Below are 19,733 nucleotides of genomic sequence, written 5' to 3' on the forward strand. Positions count from 1 at the left end.
TAAGTATGAACGACGATCCACGTTCGGGGGGAAGCACCGTCCTCCGCTCCATCCGTCGGGACGGACGTTCGGGACCCACGGACCGATGATCCCCCTGGACCTCACCGCTCAGGGAGCGGTCGACATCTTCCTCGGGTCCGTGCGTGACGGCTTCGTCCAGGTCTCGGCGTTCGTCGCGGTCACCGTCCTGATCTTCGGCTATCTCCAGTACCGAACGGGCGGGCGAGTGGTTCGGTTCCTCGAGAACAACGAACACCTCCAGCCGCTCGCGGGTGGACTGTTGGGACTCACCCCCGGCTGCGGCGGCGCGATCGTCGCGATGCCGCTGTACATCCGCGGGACGATCAGCTTCGGGACGGTCGTGGCGACGCTCGCCGCCACTGCCGGCGACTCGGCGTTCGTGATCCTCGCGCTCGCACCCGAGGCCGCGGTCTACGCGTACGTGATGGCGTTCGTCTCGGGCGTGCTGTTCGGTTACGCGATCGACTTTTGGGGTCTCGGGGTCGGGCGCGTCGACCGCGCCGTCGAGCGGATCAGTCGTCCGATGACCGACGGCGGGTTCGCGACCACGAGCGTCGCTGCTGGCGGGCCGAGCGTCGCCGGGTTCGAGATGGACGACGGCGGACACGACCACGAACGGAACACCTCGGGGTTCATGGCGAAGTTCACCCACGGCGTCCACGTCGTCTGGTGGGCGGTGGCGCTCGCCGGTCTCACCGCCGGCGTGCTGTATCTCGCCCGCGGCGCGCCCGAGGTGCCGTTCGAGTACGGGCCCACGTTCTTCGGGCTGTTCACCGTCGCCGGCCTGGTGGGAACGACCCTCTCCTTTTACCTCCACTTCTTCGGCCGTCGATTCATCGGCGAGGGCGATGCGGGACGCATCCGGGAGACGTACACGGACGCCTACGACACCTTCCAGCACGCCGCGATGGAGACCAGCATGGTCACCGTCTGGGTGATCGGTGCCTACCTCGTCTACGAGTACGGCGTGGCGCTGCTCTCGATCGACATCGCCGCGCTCGCTGCGGCGGCGGGCGTTCTCGCTCCGCTGGCCGGTGCGGCGCTGGGCCTGATCCCCGGCTGCGCACCTCAGATCGTGTTCGCGGGGCTCTACGCCGAGGGCGCGATCCCCTTCTCGGCGCTCGTCGGGAACGCGATCAGCCAGGACGGTGACGCGCTCTTCCCCCTCATGGCGATCGACATGAAGGCCGCGATCATCGCGACGATCTACACCACGATACCGGCCGCCATCGTCGGCGTCGCGGTCCACTACTTCTGGCCGTACGCCCAGTTCGGCTTCGGGGTGATAGGATGACGCCGTTCGCAGCCATCCGACGGAACGCCGGAACGCGAACCAGCGACGGGGAACGATGAATCCCATCTACGAACGCATACTCGTTCCGACGGACGGGCGCGGCCCCTCGACGAACGCGGTCCGACACGCCGTCGGCCTCGCCGAGACGTACGACGCGACCGTCCACGCGGTCTTCGTCATCGACACCTCGACGAGTTGGCTGACGGTCTCCAAATCCGACGTTCACGACACCCTCTGGGCGATCGGTCGGAAGGCCAGCGAGCAGGCGCTTCAGGGGGTCGAGACCGTGGCTGCGGACGCCGATGTCGACCTCGTGACCGAGGTCCTCGAAGGAACGCCCGCGGAAGCCATCCTCGCCTACGCCACGGAGAACGACGTCGACCTCGTCGTCATGGGGACACACGGCCACTCGGCGTTCGAGCGTCGACTCCTCGGCAGCGTGACACAGAAAGTGGCCGGTGGCGCTGACGTGCCGGTGATGACGGTGAGCGACGCCACGGAGCGGTCCGACTGAGCGAGCTCGTTGACAGATCCGTAGAAGTCACGAGCGCTAGCGCGAGATCGAGAACCGTAGCAGCCGGTTCAGCGGAACCTCGACCCCTCTCGGCAGCGATATTGGGACCGACGAATGTCGACCTCCTCTCCACAGGAGACCCCTCGTTCGGCACGAACCCTCACTTCTCCGCCCCCTATCGACGCCGTGAGGTCTCCCAAGTCGGTGGGGAGTCCGGTCGAGGGAGGTCGTCCTCGAAGCGTCGAACGAGGCCGGCGACGAACGCGAACTTGAGCGTCATCGACAGCAGGGTCGCGACGGTCGCCCCGCCGGTGTCCCGCCGGTAGGCGGCGACGAGCGCGTACAGCGTCACCGGCACGTTCACCAGGTTGAGCCACCCGAGGTGGCCGATATCGGCGTCGTGGGTTCGCCAGTACCGCTCGGCGAGCACGACCCTCGTCATCCAGGCCTCGGAGTCGTCGGGTGGGGCGAACAGAACGGGGTTGACGACCGCGAAGACCAGGGTCGCGACGACGAGCCGCCACCGACGCTCGCCGATTCCGTACACCAGGAGGGGGAGGGTGACCGTCCGCGACCAGCCGCTCTTCGGATTGGCGTGGCGATCCCAGAACGAATCGACGAGCGTCTCCCGGGAGATCCTCTCCATGGGTCCGGTTCGTTCTCCCGGAGTAAGTAGTGGTGGTCGTCGCGGACCGACGACCGTTCCGCGGGCGGGTCAGTAACCGACGCCGAGCTGGGTGTGTACCGCGTCGTCGGCTTCGAGCCGGTCGACGAGCGCGACGGCGAAGTCCTCCATGGAGACGTAGCTGTCGCCGTCGTCGTCGACGACCAGCTCGCCTTCGGCCGTCCGGTACTCCCCCGTTCGTTCGCCGGGCTCAATCAGCCCGGCGGGCGCGAGGTAGGTCCAGCGGAGGTCGTCGGCGTCCTCTAAGAGTTCGTAGGCGTCGATCGCGGCCTGCGAGACGGGTTTCCACTCCTCGGGGAACGCCTCGGTCTCGACGAGCCGCGTCTCGGGGTCGACGTGGAGGATCCCCGCGCCGCCGGTCCAGACGAGGCGTTCGACCTCGCCGCGACGCATCCCCTCGACGACCGCACGCAGCATCTCCGAGAGGATGCCCGGCGATTCGTCGCCGCTCGGTCCGAGCGTGGAGACGACCGCGTCGTGACCCGCCGCGAGCCGTGCGACCGCCTCCGGGTCCGTCGCGTCGCCCTCGACGACGGTGAGGGCCTCGCTCTCGACGTCGCTCACCTCCCCGCTTCGGGAAACGCCGGTGACCCTGTGCCCCCGGTCCAGCAGCTCGCTCGCCGTTCGATGCCCGATCCGTCCGCTTGCTCCGAGCAGTAGTACGTTCATGGTGTCCCGTCCTACACTCCAGTTGTCGTCGGCTCGCTGTATACCTTTCTGTAGTGACACTGGAGAACTGAACGAAACCGAACGGGTCGTGGCGTTCAGGCCGCGCAGTTGTTCGCCCCCGTTTCGAGCATCGTGGCGTCGCGGTCGCGCTCGACGTCCTCCCGCCCGAGGTTGAGGTCGATGATCGCCTCGTAGTTGTCGGGTTTCTCGGGCACGTCCTCGACCAGCCGGTCCACGAAGGCGTCCTCGTCGAGCTCCACGAGGTCGAGCCGGGATCCGACCTCAGCCAGCGACGCGCCGACGAGCGTTCCCGGCGCGGCGTTCCCGTAGGTGCCGTCGTCGTTCACCGTGACGTGGCCCGGCAGCACCAGCGACTCGTCCGGGAGCGCCAGCAGCGTCCCGTGAAGCGTCTCGTACTGCAGCCTCGCGCCGTGTTCGGCTCCCTCGTCACCGAACTCGAGCTCCGTTCGTCCGACCGAATCGAGGAAGAGACCGTCCCCGGTGAGGACGGCTTCGTCGGCCACCCGATAGGCCAGCATCTCCGTCGTGTGTCCGGGCGCGGGCAGGGCTTCGACATCGATCCCACCGACGGCTATCGTCTCCCCGTCGGCCAGCGGCTCGAACTCGTACTCGACGTCGCGTTCGGTGGCGCGCTCGCTCAGGTGGTAGGGAACGTCGAGTTTCGTCGCGAGGTCGCGCCCGCCGGAGATGTGGTCGGCGTGGACGTGAGTGTCGAGGACGCGTGTGATCGTGAGCCCCTCCGCGGCGGCGGTCGTGATGTACTGGTCGACGTGTCGGGTCGGGTCGACGACGACGGCCGTTCCGTCGGTCTTCGACCCGACGAGGTAGCCAAGACAGCCCTTCGCTCGGCGCTGGAACTGGACGAGTACGAGGTCGTCCCGCGTCGTCTCGACGGGGACCGACTCGTAGAGGGCGTTCCACGAACGCATCCCGCCGCCGACGACCGCCACGTCGTCGAACCCGTTCGCGTCCAGCTCGGTGGCGAGTCTCGTCGACGTGGCCCCCTTCCCACAGATGACGAGGATCTCACGACCATCGGCGAGACCCTCGATCGTGGCCCGCTGTTCCCGGCTCAGCCTCTCCGCCGGGCCGAACGAAACGTTCTCGGCTCCCTCGACGCGCCATGCCTCGTAGCTCTCCCGGGGACGGGTGTCGATCAGCACGTAATCGTCCCGGCTAGCGTCCTGCCGGTCGGCGAGCTCCCTGGCGCTGATCGTCTCGAACATGGAGACGTGTACGGTATTGGGCTGGTTAAACATTTCCACCATCGTCCGACGGTACCGGTGTGCAACGCGATGCTCCCCGCCTCCCGTCCACCCACGACGGGCGATACAATCGATTAAAGGTTCGAGAAGGCTTCGTCGGCGAGTTCGCCGGTGTCCTCGATGATGCCGGCCATCGCCTCGTCGTCCGGGGCCATCCCGACCAGCCGGGCGATCCGCATGATGCTCACGTGATAGACCGTCTGAACCCCCGGCTCCTCCTCCCAGACGACCACGTTGCAGGGGAACAGCCCCCCGAGTCGGTTTTCCGAGGCGTCAAGCGCGCGGTCGGCGACGGCCGGGTTGCAGGCCCCGAGAACGTAGTAGGGGTCGCGGTCGGCGTCGACCTTCTCGTTGAGCAGCTCCGACGGCGAGAACTCGACGGGGATACCGAACCCGGCGTCGGTGAAGACGGCTCGAACGTGCTCGATGGCTTCCTCGTGGTCCATCTCGAGGGTCGTTCGTTTCGTGCCGATGGCCGCGGGGTCGACCTGCGAGGGATCGATCGGTAACACTGTAGTGTAGAGTATTGTGATGATAGCGAAAAGCGTTCGGATCCCCGCCCACGAGGGCGGGTTCGGCGGAAGACCGGTCGGCTCAGACCAGCAACTGGATCTCGGAGTTGGCCATGCGCTGGAAGGCGCTCGCCGCACCGACGCCGGTCTCGACCCCCTCGTAGAAGTCGTCCTCGTCGTAGTCGAGGAGATCGACCGTCATCTGGCAGGCCTGCAGGTCGACCCCACTCTCGAGGGCGGTTCGAACGAGTTCCTCGACGCTCGCGACGTCGTTGTCGGCGATACGTCTGGCCAGCAGCATCGAGGTCGCCCGGTCCATGCCGGGGAGGGCGGCCACCGCGTTCGGGATGGGCATGTTCGGGTTCCCGACCGAACTCAACTGGAGCTCCTTCGAGTGGTCCTCGTGGAGGATCTCGAGCCCCCAGAACGTGTGAAAGACCGTCACGTCCCAGCCGAACGCCGCGGCCGTCGAGGCGAGTATCAGCGGTGGATACGCCATGTCGAGGGTGCCCTTCGTGGCGACGATGACCATCCGCCGGTCGTCCGCCGTCGCCCGATCCCCGGCGAGTTCGGCTTCGAGCTCATCGATGCGGGCTTCGAGCGCCGCGACGTCCTCGCGGGTCCCGTCGGCCGACGGGGATCCCGTACTCATCCCTGCCTCCGTTCGCCCGGTCGGAAGCGCTGGACGGACCGGCCCGCCGCGAGCGGGGCCGTCATTCGGTCTTCCGGACGTAGTGTCTGTAGACGTCCGGCTCCTCGACCTGGTCGACCAGTTCCACGTCGGCGGTCGAACCGGCCCATCCCCTGATATCGCTCATGCTGCCGGAGTCCGTCGCGAGCACTTCGAGGACCTCGTCCGTCCCCAGCCCGTCGATGGCCTGCTTGGTCTTGATGACCGGCATGGGGCAGTTCTCTCCCTGTACGTCGAGCGTTTCGGTGACGTCGCGTTCTGCGCTCATGTGTTGTCTTGCCTCTACACCACAACACTGCACCCTCACTCAAAAGTCTTGTGAGAGGGACAAACAACCTCCCTCTCGTTTCGAATGACATCGTACGACAGCGGTCGTGTAGTCCCGTCTCCCCACGATATCGGCACTACTGTATTGTATAGTAGGTACTATTCTATACGAAGTCTTATGTGGTCGAGTCGAGTAGGTCGGGACGATGAGCGAGAACGGGATCTCCGAACCCGATGCCGAGGTCGAGTCGATCGAGCCGGACGAACTGAAGGACCGGATCGACCGCGGCGAGGAGGTGGTCCTCCTCGATACGCGTGCGTCCGACGCGTTCGAGGCGTGGCACATCGACGGACCGAACGTCACGACCTACAACGTCCCCTACTTCGAATTCCTGTTCGACGACGTCCCCGAGGCGCGCCTCGACGGGATCCCCGACGACCGTCCGGTGACGGTGCTCTGTGCGAAGGGTGATTCGAGCGAGTACGTCGCCGGGGCGCTCCAGGAACGCGGCTACGAGGTCACCCACCTCGCCCGCGGCATGAACGGCTGGGCGGAGCTCTACGAGTACCACGAACTCGACGTCGGGGCCGACGTGACGGTCGCCCAGTACCAGCGTCCCTCCAGCGGCTGTCTCGCCTATCTCGTCGTCAGCGGCGACGAGGCAGCCGTGATCGACCCGCTCCGGGCGTTCACCGACACGTACCGACAGGACGCGCGTGCGCTCGGTGCCGAGGTCGCCTACGCGCTCGACACCCACGTCCACGCCGACCACGTGAGCGGCGTTCGTCGGGTTGCAAGGGAGAACGACGCCGACGCCATCGTCCCTCAGCCCGCCGCCGAGCGTGGCATCGACTTCGAGACGCCCTACACGACGATCGAGGACGGGGAAGCCGTCCCCGTCGGCGAAACCGAGATCGAGGCCATCCACGCACCGGGACACACGACGGGGACGACCGCCTACCGCGTCGGTGACGTCCTCTTCACCGGCGACAGCCTGTTCACCGAGAGCGTCGCCCGTCCCGACCTCGAAGCGGGTGCCGAGGGAGCGGCCGAGGCCGCGGCCGACCTCCACGGGACGCTGCAGAACACGATCCTCCCGCTCCCCGAGGACACCGTCGTCGCGCCGGGGCACTTCGGCGAGCACGCCGAGACCGTCGATGGGACCTACGTCGCGCGACTCGGCGACCTCGAAGCCCGGATGGAGGCGCTTCGAATGGACCGCGAGTCGTTCGTGGCGTTCGTCCGGTCGGATATGCCGCCGCGGCCGAACAACCACGAGAGGATCGTCGCGATCAACCTCGGCGAGCGCGACGCGGACGACCGGGAGGCGTTCGAGCTCGAACAGGGGCCGAACAACTGTGCGGCGAGCCAGAACACACTGACGAGCGACTAAGCGATGAACGGACCGCTCACCGCCGTCGCGCTCCTCGCCGAGGTGTCGTTCACGGGGCTCTTCCCGCGCGGTATCGCTCAGTACGCCACTGGCGGCGTGCTGATCGGGCTGGGGGTCTCGACCATCTATCTCGGAACGGCGATCACGCCGGGCGCGAGCACGTTCTTCGAGTCGACGCTGTCGTACGTCTCGGCGCTCCCCCGGTTCAACCGGGCGACGTATCTCGCCTCGCGTGACTGGCGGGTCGTCTTCACGCTGAGCATGGTCGCCGGCGCGGCCGTCTACGCGCTCCTCCTCGGTGAAGGCGGGTGGACGACCGACGTTCGGGCGTGGCGGCTGCTGGTCGGCGGCGTCCTCGTCGGGGTCGGCACCCGGATCGGGAAGGGCTGTACGTCCGGGCACGGCATCAACGGGCTCGCGTCGCTCTCGAAGACCTCGTTCGCGAGCGTCGCGACGTTCGTGTCCGTCGCGATAGGCGTCGCGCTGACGATGCAAGCCCTCGGGGTGACGCCGTGACCGGATCCGTGGACCGGCATCCGCTGTTCGTGCCGCTGGTCGTCGTCGGTGGGCTGCTCTTCGGGTTCGGGCTCGCCTACAGCGAGATGGCTCGCCCGGAGGTCGTGCTCGACTTCCTGCAACTGCAGGACCTCGGACTCGTGTTCGTGATGGGCGGGGCGGCGGGCGTCACGGCGGTCACGATCGCGTTCGCGACGCGGTTCCTCGACCGCGCGCCGGTCACCGACGCGCCGTACGGGAAGCGACGGAAGCCCTTCGACCGGAGCGTCCCCGTCGGCGGTGCCGTCTTCGGCGTCGGATGGGGGCTCTCTGGTCTCTGTCCCGGCTCGGCCTACGCGAGCCTCGGGATCGGGAACTACCCGATCTTGCTCGGGCTCGTCGGGATGTTCGTCGGCGCGTACGCGCAGGGCTACTGGCGGGCGTATCGGGCGGGCTCCGACCGAACCGCCGCACCGAGCGACTGACTTCGACCCATTCGAACCACGTATGAACACGAACACGACGGACGAACGACACGCCGGCAGTGCGCAGCTTTCGATGGAGGAGGACGGATGAGCGAGGACGACGTCTTCGACCCGTGCGGTGAGGTCGAGCGCGACATCGGCCGCGGCATGTTCGAGGAGGAGATGGGGCCCGGGTCGTCGATGGCCCACCTCTATCGCGGCGAGATCCACCGGATGAAGTTCTGGCGCGAGCGTCTCGACCGAACCACCAACTGGGCGGTCACGATACTCGCCGCGATCTCGACGTGGGCGTTCACTGGCGATACCCCCCACTTCGTCGTCCTCATCGGGATGGTGATGCTCACGGTGTTCCTCGTGATCGAGGCCCGGCGTTATCGCGGCTACGACCTCTGGCGCTCGCGCGTCCGAATGCTCCAGGAGAACGTCTTCGCGAACGCGCTCGATCCGACCACCGGCATCGAGGACCCCGCCTGGCGACGGGAACTGAGCGAGGACTACCGTCGACCGAAGATCAAGATCACCTTCGAGGAGGCGCTCGCCCATCGGCTCCGGCGGGTCTACCTCCCGCTCTTGACCGTGCTCCTGGTCGCGTGGCTCGTCCGGATCACGGCGTTCGACGGTGCGACTCACTGGCCGGCGAGCGCCGCGGTCGGGGCCGTCCCCGGGGTCGTGGTGAGCGGCGTCGTCGCCGCGTTCTTCGTCGGCGTGACGGCGGTCGCCTGCCGGCCACGAACGTGGAAGGCCAACGGTGAACTCAGGCTCACGGACGTCGACGTCTGGAGCGACGCCGAGTGACACGACCCCGACGAAACCCGGTTCACGGAGCCGGCCGTACAGTCGTGCGATGTATGCACAACGCCTATACCCGCTCTTCCGGTAGGGAACGTAGACCAATGCCAGACTCGATGGCCGAGTACCTCCGGGCGGATATGGACTGTGAGGGGCTCCTCGAATGTATCTACGGGCTCACCGAACTCGACCGCGACTGCTTCGAGGTCGTGATCGAAGGCGAGGCACCGCTGACCATCGACGAGATCGCCGAGGCGGTCGACCGGGAGCGCTCGACGGCGTACCGGTCGCTCCAGCGGCTTCGAAAGGCCGGGTTCGTCCAGAAGGAGCAGGTCAACTACGACCAGGGCGGCTACTACCACGTCTTTCGACCCGCCGACCCCGACGTCGCGGCCGACGAAATGCAGCGGATGTTGAACGACTGGTACGCGAAGATGGGCCAGCTCATCGGTGAGTTCCGGACGAAGTACGAGACCACCGACCGACCGACGGCGGCGGCCGAGAGCTGACCGAGTCCGACCCGTTCGCCCGGTATACTTATATTCAGCGTATGAGGAATTTCACGTTATGAGTTCGCCGCCGAAAGCCGTCGACGACCCGGAGACCCGCAGCGACCGGCGATGGACGTGGGGGCTGCACGGCCCGCAGATGACCGAGAAGAACGCCTACGGGCGGTTCCTCGACGACGTGGTCGCGGCGTTCGCCGAGGTCTCCATTCCGGGGCTGCCGGCGCTGTGGTTCCTCATGTACCAGGGCCAGCCGTTCGGTATCACCGACCTCAAACTCGCGGCGCTCGCGACGTGGACGGCGATGGTGCTGGGTGTGGCGGCGTTCCGCAGCGGTCTGTTCCCGACGCCCGGCGTCGGTTACGACGGGTGGCTGGCAGCCACGCCGTCGCTCCTCCTGTTCCGCGTTCCGTACTACAGCCTGACGATCGTGGTGGGTGGGTTCCTCGCCGGGGCCGTGGGCACCGTCCTCGACCAGCCAGCACTGGCCGTCGTCGCGGCGCTCCTGGTCGCCGGCGGTGGGCTCGCAGCCTTCCCACGAGTCACGGAGTACTTCGAGGGCTGGCTCGCCGAGTGGAACCCGTAGGAGGTCGGAAGCCGAGTCTTCGAACGCCCGCCACGCGAGCACGCACGGGACGACCGTCACCGGGCCGAGAACCCTCGGTTCAGTGCGGAGCCCCACCGTGCTCGTCGAACCGAGGACGTCGGCCCGGCGCTGGGATCCGTTCACGAACGAAAGCCGATAAGCCCTCGAAGAGCGGTACTCCATCACATGACCACGCGTTCCGCCTTCGTCGACCGAGACGTCCAGCCCGTCGACCGACTGGTCGCCGACCTCGACGGCGAGTTCGAGCTCACGGTGGGCGAACCCGCGGACGAGGACGCGCTGATCGAGGCGCTCTCGGGGATGGACGCCGTCTTCACCACCTCACGACTCACGCTCTCGGAACGGGTGCTCGAAGCCACGTCGCTCGACGTGGTCGCGAAGATCGGCACCGGCATCGACAACGTCGACCTCGCGGCGGCCGAGCGGCTCGGGATCCCGGTCACGCACACCCCGGGGCTGAACGCGCTCTCGGTCGCCGAACACACCGTCGCGCTCTTGCTCGCGGTCGCCCGCCGGATCGGCCAGACCCAGGACCTCCTCCGGGCGGGTGGCTGGCGCGACGACGCCCCCTTCGGGACACAGCTCTCGGGGAAGACCGTGGGGCTGGTGGGCTTCGGCAACGTGGGTCGCCGCGTCGCGACGCTCCTCTCGGGGTTTCGACCCACGCTGCTCGCCTACGACCCCTACGTCCGCCCGATCGACGGCGAGCTCGTCGGGGCCGAACTCACCTCGCTCGACCGCGTGCTCACCGAGAGCGACGCCGTCTGTGTGACCGCCGAGCTCACCGACGAAACGCGTGGGTGTATCGACGGGGCGGCGTTGGGTTCGATGAAATCGTCGGCGTTCCTCGTCAACACCGGCCGCGGACCGCTCGTGGAGACCGACGCGCTCGTCGAGGCCATCCGCGAGGGCAACCTCGCCGGGGCCGGGCTCGACGTCTTCGAAGAGGAGCCGCTCCCCGCCGACTCGCCGCTCCACGGGCTCGACAACGTCGTCACGACCCCACACGTCGCGGCGATGACCACCGAGTACCGTCGCGACGGGATCGATACCCTCACCGAGAACACGATGGCACTCCTGAACGGCGAAACGGTCGATCCGGCCTACATGGCCGTCGACCCGGCACGTAGCGAGTAACCGCCCGTCGGGTGTGAGTCGTACGTGTCGACCGAAAGCCGGCTGCGCTGCCGGTCAGACGACCCGTCGGTCCGTCTCCGCCTCGATATCGCCTTCGAGTTTCCCGGTGGCTATCAACGCCGACGCGGTCTCGATCTCGGCGTGAAGCGGTCTATCGTCGTCCAGCGGTGCTATCTCGTCGCGAACCGTCTCGTAGGCGACGCCAGTACCCTCGCCGGGCGCGAGCCCGTCGTCGACGAACTCCATCGCCTGTGCACCACAGAGCAGTTCGATCCCGACGACGGTGAGCGCGTTCTCGACGGCGGTGCGGGCGTTGAACGCGCTCTGGGCGCTCATGCTCACGTGGTCCTCCTGCCCACCGCTCACGGGTGTGTTGTCCGTCGACGGCGAACCCAGCGAGCGGTTCTCGTTGACGAGCGCGGCGGCGCTGTACTGGGCGATCATGTAGCCCGAGCGCACGCCGCTGTCCGGCGTCAGAAACGGTGGCAGGTGCTCCTCCTGGAGGTTCGGATTGAGCAGCCGGTCGACGCGGCGCTCGGCGACGCTCGCGAGGTCGGTGAGGGCGTTCGTGACGTAATCGAGCCGGAGCGCGAGCGGCGCGCCGTGGAAGTTTCCACCCGAGAGCACGTTCACGTTCTCGGTCCCGCTCGCTCGGTCGTCGACGGCTCCGCCGGCGAAGACCAGCGGGTTGTCGGTCGCGCTGTTGAGTTCGATTTCGACCGCTTCGCGCAGGTGCGCGACCGCGTCGCGGGCCGCCCCGTGGACCTGCGGGAGACAGCGGATCGAGTAGGCGTCCTGCACGCGGTCGCAGTTGCGGTGGGACTCGACGATCGCCGACCCGGCGGTGAGGGTCCGGACGTTGCGCGCGCTCGTCGCCTGGCCCGAATGTGGGCGCACGTTCTGGATCGCCGGGTCGCAGGCGGCGGTCGTCCCCATCGTGACCTCGGTCGTGAGCGCGCCGGCGACGTCCGCACCCCTGAGCGCGCGCTCGGCGTCGACGACACAGAGCGCGCCCAGTCCGACGGAGAGCTGGGTGCCGTTGATGAGCGCCAGCCCTTCCTTCGCCACGAGCGAGAGGGGTTCGAGACCGGCCCGCGCGAGCGCCGCCACCCCGTCGAGTCGGTCGCCGTCCACCTCCGCTTCGCCCTCGCCGAGCAACACGAGCGCCTGGTGGGCCAGCGGCGCGAGGTCGCCGCTCGCACCGAGGCTGCCGCGGGACCTGACGACCGGGTGAACGCCCCGGTTGAGCATCGCCACGAAGTGGTCGACGACGACCTCGCGGATCCCCGAGTAGCCCTTCACGAGCGCGTTGATCCGGGTGAGCATCATCGCGCGCACCTCCTCCCGTTCCAGCTCGCGACCGACGCCCGAGGCGTGGCTCCTGACGAGGTTGGTCTGGAGCCGTTCGCGTTCGTTCTCGGGGATGCGTTCGGTCACGAGCTGACCGAACCCGGTGTTCAGCCCGTAGACCGCCTCGCCGCTGTCGAGCACTTCCTCGACGCGCTCTCTGGACTCCCTGACCGCCTCACGTGCGGGGTCGGCGATGGCCACCGTCCGACCACGACGGGCGACCGCGGCCACGTCCTCGGGCGTGAGCGACTCGCCGTCGAGGACGACGGGTTCCGTCCCGGTCATCGCCGGCCTCCGTCGACGGGCTCGCCGGATTTGAACACCGTCTCGACGGTGTTCACGCCGAAGTTGTACGGCACGTGGACGTGTGAGGGGCCGTCGACGACCGCGAGGTCCGCGGGCGATCCCTCGCGGAGCGTCCCCGTCTCACCCGCCCGATCGAGGGCGTGGGCCCCGCCGTGCGTACCGGCGATCAGCGCCTCGGCCGGCGTCATTTCCATTCCGACACAGGCGAGCGCGATGGCGAAGCCCATACTCTGTGAGTGACAGTTCGGGTTGAAGTCGGTCGCCACCGCGACCGAGCCGCCGTCGTCGAGAAAGCCCCGCGCGTTCGCGTACTCCGTACCGAGCGAGAAAGCGGTTCCGGGGAGGAGCACGGGCGTGACACCCGCCTCGGCGAGTGCCGCGCGGTCGTCGCCGTTCGCGTGGAGGAGGTGGTCGGCGCTCGCCGCACCCAGCTCGGCCGCGAGCCGTGCGCCGCCGAGCCGGACGAACTCCTCGGCGTGGACTTTCGGCGTGAGCCCGTGTTCCATCCCGGCTTCGAGCACTCGGCGGGACTGGGGGACCGAGAAGACGTCCTCCTCGCAGAAGACGTCGCAGAACTCGGCGACCCCCTGGTCGGCGACCGCGGGAAGCTGCTCGTCGACCACCCTGCCGGTGTACGTCTCGGCGTCGGTCTCCGTCGGGACGGCGTGGGCACCCATGAACGTCGGCACGACGTCGATCGGGTGCCGTTCGTCGGCCCGACGGATCACATCGAGCATCCGGAGTTCGGTCTCGGTGTCGAGGCCGTAACCGGATTTGACCTCGACTGTGGTGGTGCCGTGGGCGAGCATCGTATCGAGGTGGGAAGACAGGTTCGAGCGGAGTTCGTCGTCGCTCGCCTCGCGGACGGCACGGACGGTCCGGAGGATGCCACCACCCTCGGCGAGGATCGTCTGATACCGCTCGCCACCGAGTTTCGCCGCGAACTCGTCCGAGCGGTCGCCCGCAAACAGGGCGTGGGTGTGGGAGTCGACGAATCCCGGGATCACGCTCTTCCCAGTAGCGTCGACAGCGTGGCTGGCGTTCTCCGGCGGATACTCGTCGGTGATCGCCTCGCTCGGCCCGACCGCGGCCACCCGACCGTCGACGACGGCGATGGCGGCGTTCTCGTACCGTTCGAGCGGCGCGTCCGTGCCGGGCCCGACGACGACCTCGCTCGCGTCGTGGACCACCGTCGTGAGTTCGGTCACGACGGATCTCCGTTGCCGCCGCTGAGAAAGTGTGCGATCGCTCGTGCGCCCGCGGCGGCGGTTCGGCCGTCGGTGTCGAGCCGCGGTGCACACTCGACGACCTCGAAGCCCGCCACACGGTCGTCGGCCGCGACCGCTCGAAGCAGTCCGAACAGTTCGCGTGACGTGACCCCGCCGGGAGTGGGTGCGCTCACGCCCGGCGCGGCCGTCGCATCGAGCACGTCGAGGTCGACGCTGACGTAGACCGCCTCCACGGACCCCATCGCGTCGAGCGCCCGTTCGGCGGCCCCTCCGGGATCGACGCCGACCGCCTCGCTCGTGACGACCGTCCCACCCTGCTCGGCGACGTACTCGGCGTACGCCGTCGAGGTCTCGAAGTGCCGTGCGCCGACGCAGGCGTAGGCGTCGAGCCCCGCCTCGTAGAGCTGCCGATAGGGCGTCCCGCTCGTCGGCCCTCCCCGTGGCTCGCGGCAGTCGAGATGGGCGTCGAAGTTGATGACGCCGAGCGACCCCGTGAGGAGCGGGGCGGCGTTCGGATATGTGATGGAATTGTCGCCACCGAGGAAGACCGGTAGCGCGTCGCTGGCGTGTATCTCACGCGTTCGTTCGAGAACCGCCTCCTGTACCCGACCGACGTCGCCGTCCGGAACGTCGATATCGCCACAGTCGCCGATCGAACCGACGGGTCCCGCACCGAAGCGATGGGTCTTGACCCCGGCGAGCGCGTCACGGAGCGCCGCCGGTCCCTCGCGTGCGCCACGACGACCGATCACTGCGCCGTCGTACGGTTCGCCGACGAGGACGGCGTCGAACCCGTCGGCATCGTCGAGGGATATCGGCTCGACGACGTCCCCGAACTGCTCGTCGTTCGGGTCGCCGGAGGGCCCGTTCCACACCGGTGGGTCGCGCGGGCTCATCCTCGGTCCCGCATCGGCACGGCCACGTCGGACCGGTCGGCCTCGTCGAGCGCGTCCTCGTAGCCCGCGTCGGCGTGGCGGACCACGCCCATGCCGGGGTCGGTCGTGAAGACGCGACGGGCTTTCTCGGCGGCGAGTTCGGTGCCGTCGAGCACGACGTGGTTGTTCGTGTGGAGCGCGTTGCCGATGCCGACGCCGCCACCGTCGTGGACGCTCACGATGTCCGCGCCCGCGGCGCAGTTGAGCAGGGCGTTGAGGATGGGCCAGTCGGCGACCGCGTCGGTTCCGTCGCGCATCGCCTCGGTTTCGCGGTGGGGGCTGGCGACGCTGCCCGCGTCGAGGTGGTCGCGCGTGACGACGACCGGGGCCGTGATCTCGCCCTCGGCGACCAGTTCGTTGATTCGAAGCGCGAACCGTGCCCGTTCGGTGACGCCGTTCTCGGTCTCGTACCCGAGCCAACAGACCCGCGAGGGGAGTCCCTGAAACGAGACGTGCTCCTGTGCGAGCTCGATCCAGCGGGTGAGCGAGTCGTTCTCGGGGAACAGTTCCGTGACCGCCTCGTCCGTGCGGTGGATGTCGGCGGGGTCGCCCGACAGCGCCGCCCAGCGAAACGGCCCACGGCCGCGACAGAACATCGGGCGGATGTACGCCGGAACGAATCCGGGGAAGTCGAACGCGTTCTCGTGGTCGCAGTGTTCCTCGACCTGGCCACGGAGGTTGTTGCCGTACTCGAACGCGACCGCGCCCCGCTCCTGGAGTTCGAGAACGGCATCGACGTGGCGCTCCATCGTTTCGAGGCTCGCTTCGCGGTAGCGTTCCGGGTCCGACGCCCGGAGCTCGTCGGCCTCGTCGACCGTGTAGCCGCTCGGATAGTAGCCTTCGAGTTCGTCGTGGGCGCTCGTCTGGTCGGTCACGACGTCGGGGACGAAATCGCGCTCGACCATCGTTTCGAGCATATCCGCGACGTTCGTCTCGACGGCGACGCTGTAGGGTTCGGCCGCTTCGGCCGCCGCCGTCGCGGCATCGAGCGCCTCGTCGAGGCTCTCCGCACGTTCCATCAGGTAGTCCGTTTCGAGCCGGCGCTCGATACGACGGGCATCGACCTCGGCGACGATACAGACACCCCGATTCATCGTCACCGCGAGGGGCTGTGCCCCGCTCATCCCACCGAGACCGCCGGTGACGACGATCCTTCCTTCGAGGTCGCCCTCGTACTCCTGGCGACCGAGTTCGGCGAGGGTCTCGTAGGTGCCCTGCACGATCCCCTGCGTGCCGATGTACGCCCACGAGCCGGCGGTCATCTGGCCGTACATGATCTTGCCCTCGGCTTCGAGTTCGTGGAACCGTTCCCAGTTGTCCCACTTCCCCACCAGATTCGAGTTCGCGATGAGGACGCGAGGCGCGCGCTCGTGGGTCGGGAACCGACCGACGGGCTTGCCCGACTGCACGAGCAGGGTCTCCTCGTCACCCAGCTCGCGGAGTTCGTCGAGGATGGCGTCGTAGGCCTCCCAGCTTCGGGCCGCACGGCCGGTCCCCCCGTAGACCACGAGGGCCTCCGGTTTCTCGGCCACGTCGGGGTCGAGGTTGTTGTTGAGCATTCGAAGGGCGGCTTCCTGACGCCATCCCTCACACTCGATATCGGTGCCGGTGGGCGCGCCCTGGTACACACGCCACTGCTCGGACGGTTCGCCGACGCCACCGTCGGTCGATGCGGATCCGTGTCGGCTCATCGACTACCGATACGTGAACGAGCCACGAGACGATGACCCCTCCGTGTGGAGGACCGTTTATCCCTTCTACCGCGCGGTAGACGTTTATGCGACGTGGGCGCTTCGTGCGGTATGCACGAGGCGACCTTCCGTATCGAGGGGGATGGAGCGTACGCCGCCGCGACCGCCGGCACGGATGCGCGCGTCGAGCTCTGGTGCAACGACCACTGCGACCTCCTCCACGTCACCGGCAGCGCGAGCGACGAGATACTCGCCCACGTCCGCGAGGAGGTCGGCGTGCAAGAGCGCCTCCAGCGACCGGACGAACTGGTGGTGATCACCGGCGACTGCCTGCAACGCCACGAGGGGGACCTCATCGAGACCTACCTCGCCCGCCACGACTGCCTGCTCTTGCCACCTCTGCGCTACGCCCGCGGCGCGAAGTCCTGTCGCGTGCTCGCGCTCGACCCGGCCAACCTCACGGCGTGCTATCGCGACCTCGTCACGGCGGGGTTCTCGGTCTCGGTCGAGCGAACGCGCGAGATCGAGGCGGTCACCCACGACGCGCCGTTGCTCACCCTCGACGGCATCCTCCCCGACCTCTCGACACGCCAGCGCGAGACCCTCGCGATCGCCCACGAGTTCGGGTACTACGAGATCCCGCGGGAGACCACGACGGCCGCCATCGCCAGTGAAGTCGGTGTCGAACGACGGACCGCCGAGGAACACCTCCGGCGTGCGGAGAACAAGTTGGTCGCGGCGATGATCGAGTACGTGTGCGCCTAGAGCACGCCGAGCGCATCGAGGAGGTGGGTCATGCCGGCGACGAGCGGAACGAGGATCACCGTTCCTCGGCTTCGCGACCCTGCCGAGTACGAACCGAGCACCCGGCGGGTCGTCGGCGTGGAAATCGCGGCATTTTTGGGCTCTATTCGGTGCTCTCGATCCTTCCCCCCGGGCAGACGTTAGTCATCGGGGTTCTTGTGGGATGCCGACCGAACGACCGGTATGGCCGAGACGATCGACCGGCTGCCGATATCACGGCTCTCCCTCCAATCGGGCATGATGGTGGTCGGCGGCCTTCTCGTAGCTCTGATCGGCGTGCTCCTTCTGAGGGATGGACAGAACGGCTGGTGGGCACTCCTCGCTGTCGGCGCGATCAACGTCTTCAGTGGAGCCGTGACCTTCTATCAGCACGACCCCGCCGAATATTCGGTCGGGAACGGCTGGCTCGCGCTCGGGTTCGTCGCTCTCGTGTTCGAACTCGCTCTGCTCGTCTTCGTGGCGCTCCAGTGAGTGTGCGGACGGCCGCGCTCTCCCGAGGCAAGCGGTCTCCATCGCGTCCGTATCGCGATCCGGGCAGTACATACCACCCCGTTGGAGAGTACACATCGTATGGCCGACCCGCTCACCGTGATCGGATATTCGGACCTCGAAGGGATCTACGACGAGCCGGAATCCATCGCCCGACTCGGGAGCTTCCTTCTGTCACGACGGGACGACGACACGCTGCTGGTCGGAGCCGGCGACAACACGGCCCTCGGGGTCGCATCGACCGTCTCGCACAACAAACAGGGTGTCGAGCTTCCGACACGTCCCGGGCGTGCGATCGCGGCACCGTTCTACCGAGCGGTCGAGCCGGACGTCGAGACGTTCGGCAACCACGACCTCGACCACGGACCCGCGAGCGCGAGGACGCTCGTTCGCGAGCTTCCGACCGGCTGGACGTGTGGGAACCTCCACACCGACGACGGACCGTTCGGCGCGGAAGCAGGCGTCCGACCGACGCGTACCTTCGAGACGGCGGCCGGTCGTGTCGGTGTCTTCGGCGTGACGACCACCCAGCTCCCGGCGATCACGCCGAACGCGTCCAGCCTCCGGGTGACGAACCCGGTCGACGCCGCACGGACGGCTGCCGCCGACCTCCGCGAGCGGGTCGACTACGTGGTCGGGGTCTCCCACTGCGGTCGCGACGACCCGGCGGTGGCAACCGCCGCCGATGCCGACCTCGTGGTCGGGGGCCACCTCCACGAGCGGTACGCCGGAACCCACGACGGCACACTGCTCGTCCGAACGGGCGGGACCGGCGTCGTGGAAGCGACGACTGACGGCGAGTACACGTTCCACGACTCGATAGGGGCGGCCCCCGACCAGGCTCTGCTCGACACCTACACTCGGGTTCGGGAAGCGCTCGAACTCGATACGATCGTCGCGCAGGTCGACGAACCGGTCGTCCGCGACAGGGAGACGCTCACCGCCGGCGAGTCACGGCTGGGAAACTTCGTCGCCGATGCGTACCGGGTGGCGACCGACGCCGACGTCGGGGTCATGCACGCCAGCTCCCTTCGGACGGGACCGCCGCTCGCCGGCGACGTCTCCGCGGGGGACGTGATCGCCGTCTCGCCGTTCGGCAATCGGTTGACGACGCTCTCCGTATCGGGAACCGCGCTCCGGAAGGCGCTCGCGGTCGCCTGTCCCTCCGCCGAGACCGAGCGCTGGCTGCTCTCGGTCTCGGGTGCGTCGGTCGTCTGGGACGATACGACCGACACGTTCGAGGCGGTCCGCATCGACGGCGACCCGCTCGCCGCGGACCGCGAATACACGGTCGCGATTCAGGAGTACTTCGTCGTCACCGAGACGATGCCCACGTTGACCGGGGAGGACGTCCGCTCGTATCACGGGTTGCAGTACGACCACCTCGTCGCGCACGCGGCGAACGGCGGCCTCGCGGTCGGTACCGGGGACCGTATCGCCAGACCGGAGCAGTGAGGAACTCGAACGAACCGAACCAAACCGGATAATTCTCACGGGGAGACACGGTCCATCGACCGACCGGTCCGGTCGCTGTTCGACCCGGCGGAAAATTCGGTCGTTTAATAGGTGGTCCTCGT

22 protein-coding genes are annotated in these 19,733 nt (G+C 68.0%); 12 read left to right on the forward strand and 10 right to left on the reverse strand.

The annotated features are described in order from the left end of the window. The first annotated feature begins 85 nt into the window (after positions 1–85). Both C447_RS09260 and C447_RS09265 read left to right on the forward strand, forming a co-directional pair. Positions 86–1,315: a putative manganese transporter gene (locus C447_RS09260; protein WP_007693215.1), complete on the forward strand. Its 1,230-nt coding sequence runs from the start codon at positions 86–88 to the stop codon at positions 1,313–1,315. A 55-nt stretch (positions 1,316–1,370) separates the two neighbouring features. Beyond that, positions 1,371–1,829 carry a universal stress protein gene (locus C447_RS09265; RefSeq protein ID WP_007693216.1) on the forward strand — a complete coding sequence of 153 codons (459 nt, stop codon included), beginning with the start codon at positions 1,371–1,373 and terminating at the stop codon, positions 1,827–1,829. Positions 1,830–2,004: 175 nt separating this feature from the next. Here the strand turns inward: C447_RS09265 and C447_RS09270 are convergent, their stop codons facing one another. The 6 genes from C447_RS09270 to C447_RS09295 form a co-directional block, all read right to left on the reverse strand. Beyond that, complete coding sequence (locus C447_RS09270; protein WP_007693217.1) at positions 2,005–2,475, reverse strand: DUF6653 family protein; 471 nt, start codon at positions 2,473–2,475, stop codon at positions 2,005–2,007. 69 nt (positions 2,476–2,544) lie between these two features. Further along, the gene (locus C447_RS09275; protein ID WP_029601994.1) at positions 2,545–3,183 is read right to left on the reverse strand and encodes an NAD(P)-dependent oxidoreductase; all 639 of its coding nucleotides are present in this window, start codon (positions 3,181–3,183) and stop codon (positions 2,545–2,547) included. Positions 3,184–3,278: 95 nt separating this feature from the next. After that, positions 3,279–4,430 (reverse strand): MBL fold metallo-hydrolase, encoded by a 1,152-nt coding sequence (locus C447_RS09280; RefSeq protein ID WP_007693219.1) that lies wholly within the window; start codon positions 4,428–4,430, stop codon positions 3,279–3,281. Between the two features lie 113 nt (positions 4,431–4,543). Next, positions 4,544–4,981: a DUF302 domain-containing protein gene (locus tag C447_RS09285; protein ID WP_007693220.1), complete on the reverse strand. Its 438-nt coding sequence runs from the start codon at positions 4,979–4,981 to the stop codon at positions 4,544–4,546. 82 nt (positions 4,982–5,063) lie between these two features. After that, on the reverse strand, positions 5,064–5,633 hold the full coding sequence (locus C447_RS09290) for a DsrE/DsrF/DrsH-like family protein (protein ID WP_007693221.1): 570 nt from the start codon (positions 5,631–5,633) through the stop codon (positions 5,064–5,066). 61 nt (positions 5,634–5,694) lie between these two features. Then, positions 5,695–5,940 (reverse strand): sulfurtransferase TusA family protein, encoded by a 246-nt coding sequence (locus C447_RS09295; protein WP_007693222.1) that lies wholly within the window; start codon positions 5,938–5,940, stop codon positions 5,695–5,697. Positions 5,941–6,145: 205 nt separating this feature from the next. Here C447_RS09295 and C447_RS09300 point away from each other — a divergent pair, with 205 nt between their 5' ends. The 7 genes from C447_RS09300 (at position 6,146) to C447_RS09330 (ending at position 11,352) form a co-directional block, all read left to right on the forward strand. Further along, positions 6,146–7,333, forward strand: a complete 1,188-nt coding sequence (locus C447_RS09300; RefSeq protein WP_007693223.1) for an MBL fold metallo-hydrolase — start codon at positions 6,146–6,148, stop codon at positions 7,331–7,333. A gap of 3 nt (positions 7,334–7,336) precedes the next feature. Continuing rightward, complete coding sequence (locus tag C447_RS09305) at positions 7,337–7,849, forward strand: YeeE/YedE family protein (RefSeq protein ID WP_007693224.1); 513 nt, start codon at positions 7,337–7,339, stop codon at positions 7,847–7,849. After that, positions 7,846–8,313, forward strand: a complete 468-nt coding sequence (locus C447_RS09310; protein WP_007693225.1) for a DUF6691 family protein — start codon at positions 7,846–7,848, stop codon at positions 8,311–8,313. The genes C447_RS09305 and C447_RS09310 overlap by 4 nt, the downstream gene beginning before the upstream one ends. Positions 8,314–8,400: 87 nt before the next feature. Next, positions 8,401–9,108, forward strand: a complete 708-nt coding sequence (locus C447_RS09315) for a DUF2270 domain-containing protein (protein WP_007693226.1) — start codon at positions 8,401–8,403, stop codon at positions 9,106–9,108. A 98-nt stretch (positions 9,109–9,206) separates the two neighbouring features. Further along, positions 9,207–9,611 (forward strand): helix-turn-helix domain-containing protein, encoded by a 405-nt coding sequence (locus tag C447_RS09320; protein ID WP_007693227.1) that lies wholly within the window; start codon positions 9,207–9,209, stop codon positions 9,609–9,611. A 58-nt stretch (positions 9,612–9,669) separates the two neighbouring features. Then, the gene (locus C447_RS09325) at positions 9,670–10,194 is read left to right on the forward strand and encodes a hypothetical protein (RefSeq protein WP_007693228.1); all 525 of its coding nucleotides are present in this window, start codon (positions 9,670–9,672) and stop codon (positions 10,192–10,194) included. 186 nt (positions 10,195–10,380) lie between these two features. Then, positions 10,381–11,352, forward strand: a complete 972-nt coding sequence (locus C447_RS09330) for a hydroxyacid dehydrogenase (RefSeq protein ID WP_007693229.1) — start codon at positions 10,381–10,383, stop codon at positions 11,350–11,352. A 54-nt stretch (positions 11,353–11,406) separates the two neighbouring features. On the opposite strand, the gene hutH is transcribed toward C447_RS09330, so the two are convergent. From hutH to hutU, 4 genes are read right to left on the reverse strand one after another with little or no spacing between them, the layout of a single operon-like run. After that, entirely contained in the window at positions 11,407–12,987 is a 1,581-nt protein-coding gene (hutH, locus tag C447_RS09335) for a histidine ammonia-lyase (RefSeq protein ID WP_007693230.1), read from the reverse strand. After that, positions 12,984–14,216, reverse strand: a complete 1,233-nt coding sequence (hutI, locus tag C447_RS09340; protein ID WP_007693231.1) for an imidazolonepropionase — start codon at positions 14,214–14,216, stop codon at positions 12,984–12,986. Before hutI ends, hutH begins: the two co-directional genes overlap by 4 nt. Beyond that, positions 14,213–15,133, reverse strand: coding sequence for a formimidoylglutamase (hutG, locus tag C447_RS09345; protein WP_007693232.1), 921 nt, complete (start codon positions 15,131–15,133; stop codon positions 14,213–14,215). The genes hutI and hutG overlap by 4 nt, the downstream gene beginning before the upstream one ends. Further along, positions 15,130–16,863, reverse strand: coding sequence for a urocanate hydratase (hutU, locus tag C447_RS09350; protein WP_007693233.1), 1,734 nt, complete (start codon positions 16,861–16,863; stop codon positions 15,130–15,132). Before hutU ends, hutG begins: the two co-directional genes overlap by 4 nt. Positions 16,864–16,974: 111 nt before the next feature. On the opposite strand from hutU, the gene C447_RS09355 reads away from it, so the two are divergent. The 3 genes from C447_RS09355 (at position 16,975) to C447_RS09365 (ending at position 19,611) form a co-directional block, all read left to right on the forward strand. After that, on the forward strand, positions 16,975–17,628 hold the full coding sequence (locus tag C447_RS09355; RefSeq protein WP_007693235.1) for a helix-turn-helix domain-containing protein: 654 nt from the start codon (positions 16,975–16,977) through the stop codon (positions 17,626–17,628). A gap of 222 nt (positions 17,629–17,850) precedes the next feature. Further along, positions 17,851–18,138 carry a hypothetical protein gene (locus tag C447_RS09360; protein ID WP_007693237.1) on the forward strand — a complete coding sequence of 96 codons (288 nt, stop codon included), beginning with the start codon at positions 17,851–17,853 and terminating at the stop codon, positions 18,136–18,138. Positions 18,139–18,237: 99 nt separating this feature from the next. Next, complete coding sequence (locus C447_RS09365; protein WP_007693239.1) at positions 18,238–19,611, forward strand: bifunctional metallophosphatase/5'-nucleotidase; 1,374 nt, start codon at positions 18,238–18,240, stop codon at positions 19,609–19,611. Positions 19,612–19,733 lie beyond the last annotated feature (122 nt).

It is taken from the genome of Halococcus hamelinensis 100A6 (assembly GCF_000336675.1).
Classification (GTDB): Archaea; Halobacteriota; Halobacteria; order Halobacteriales; family Halococcaceae; genus Halococcus; species Halococcus hamelinensis.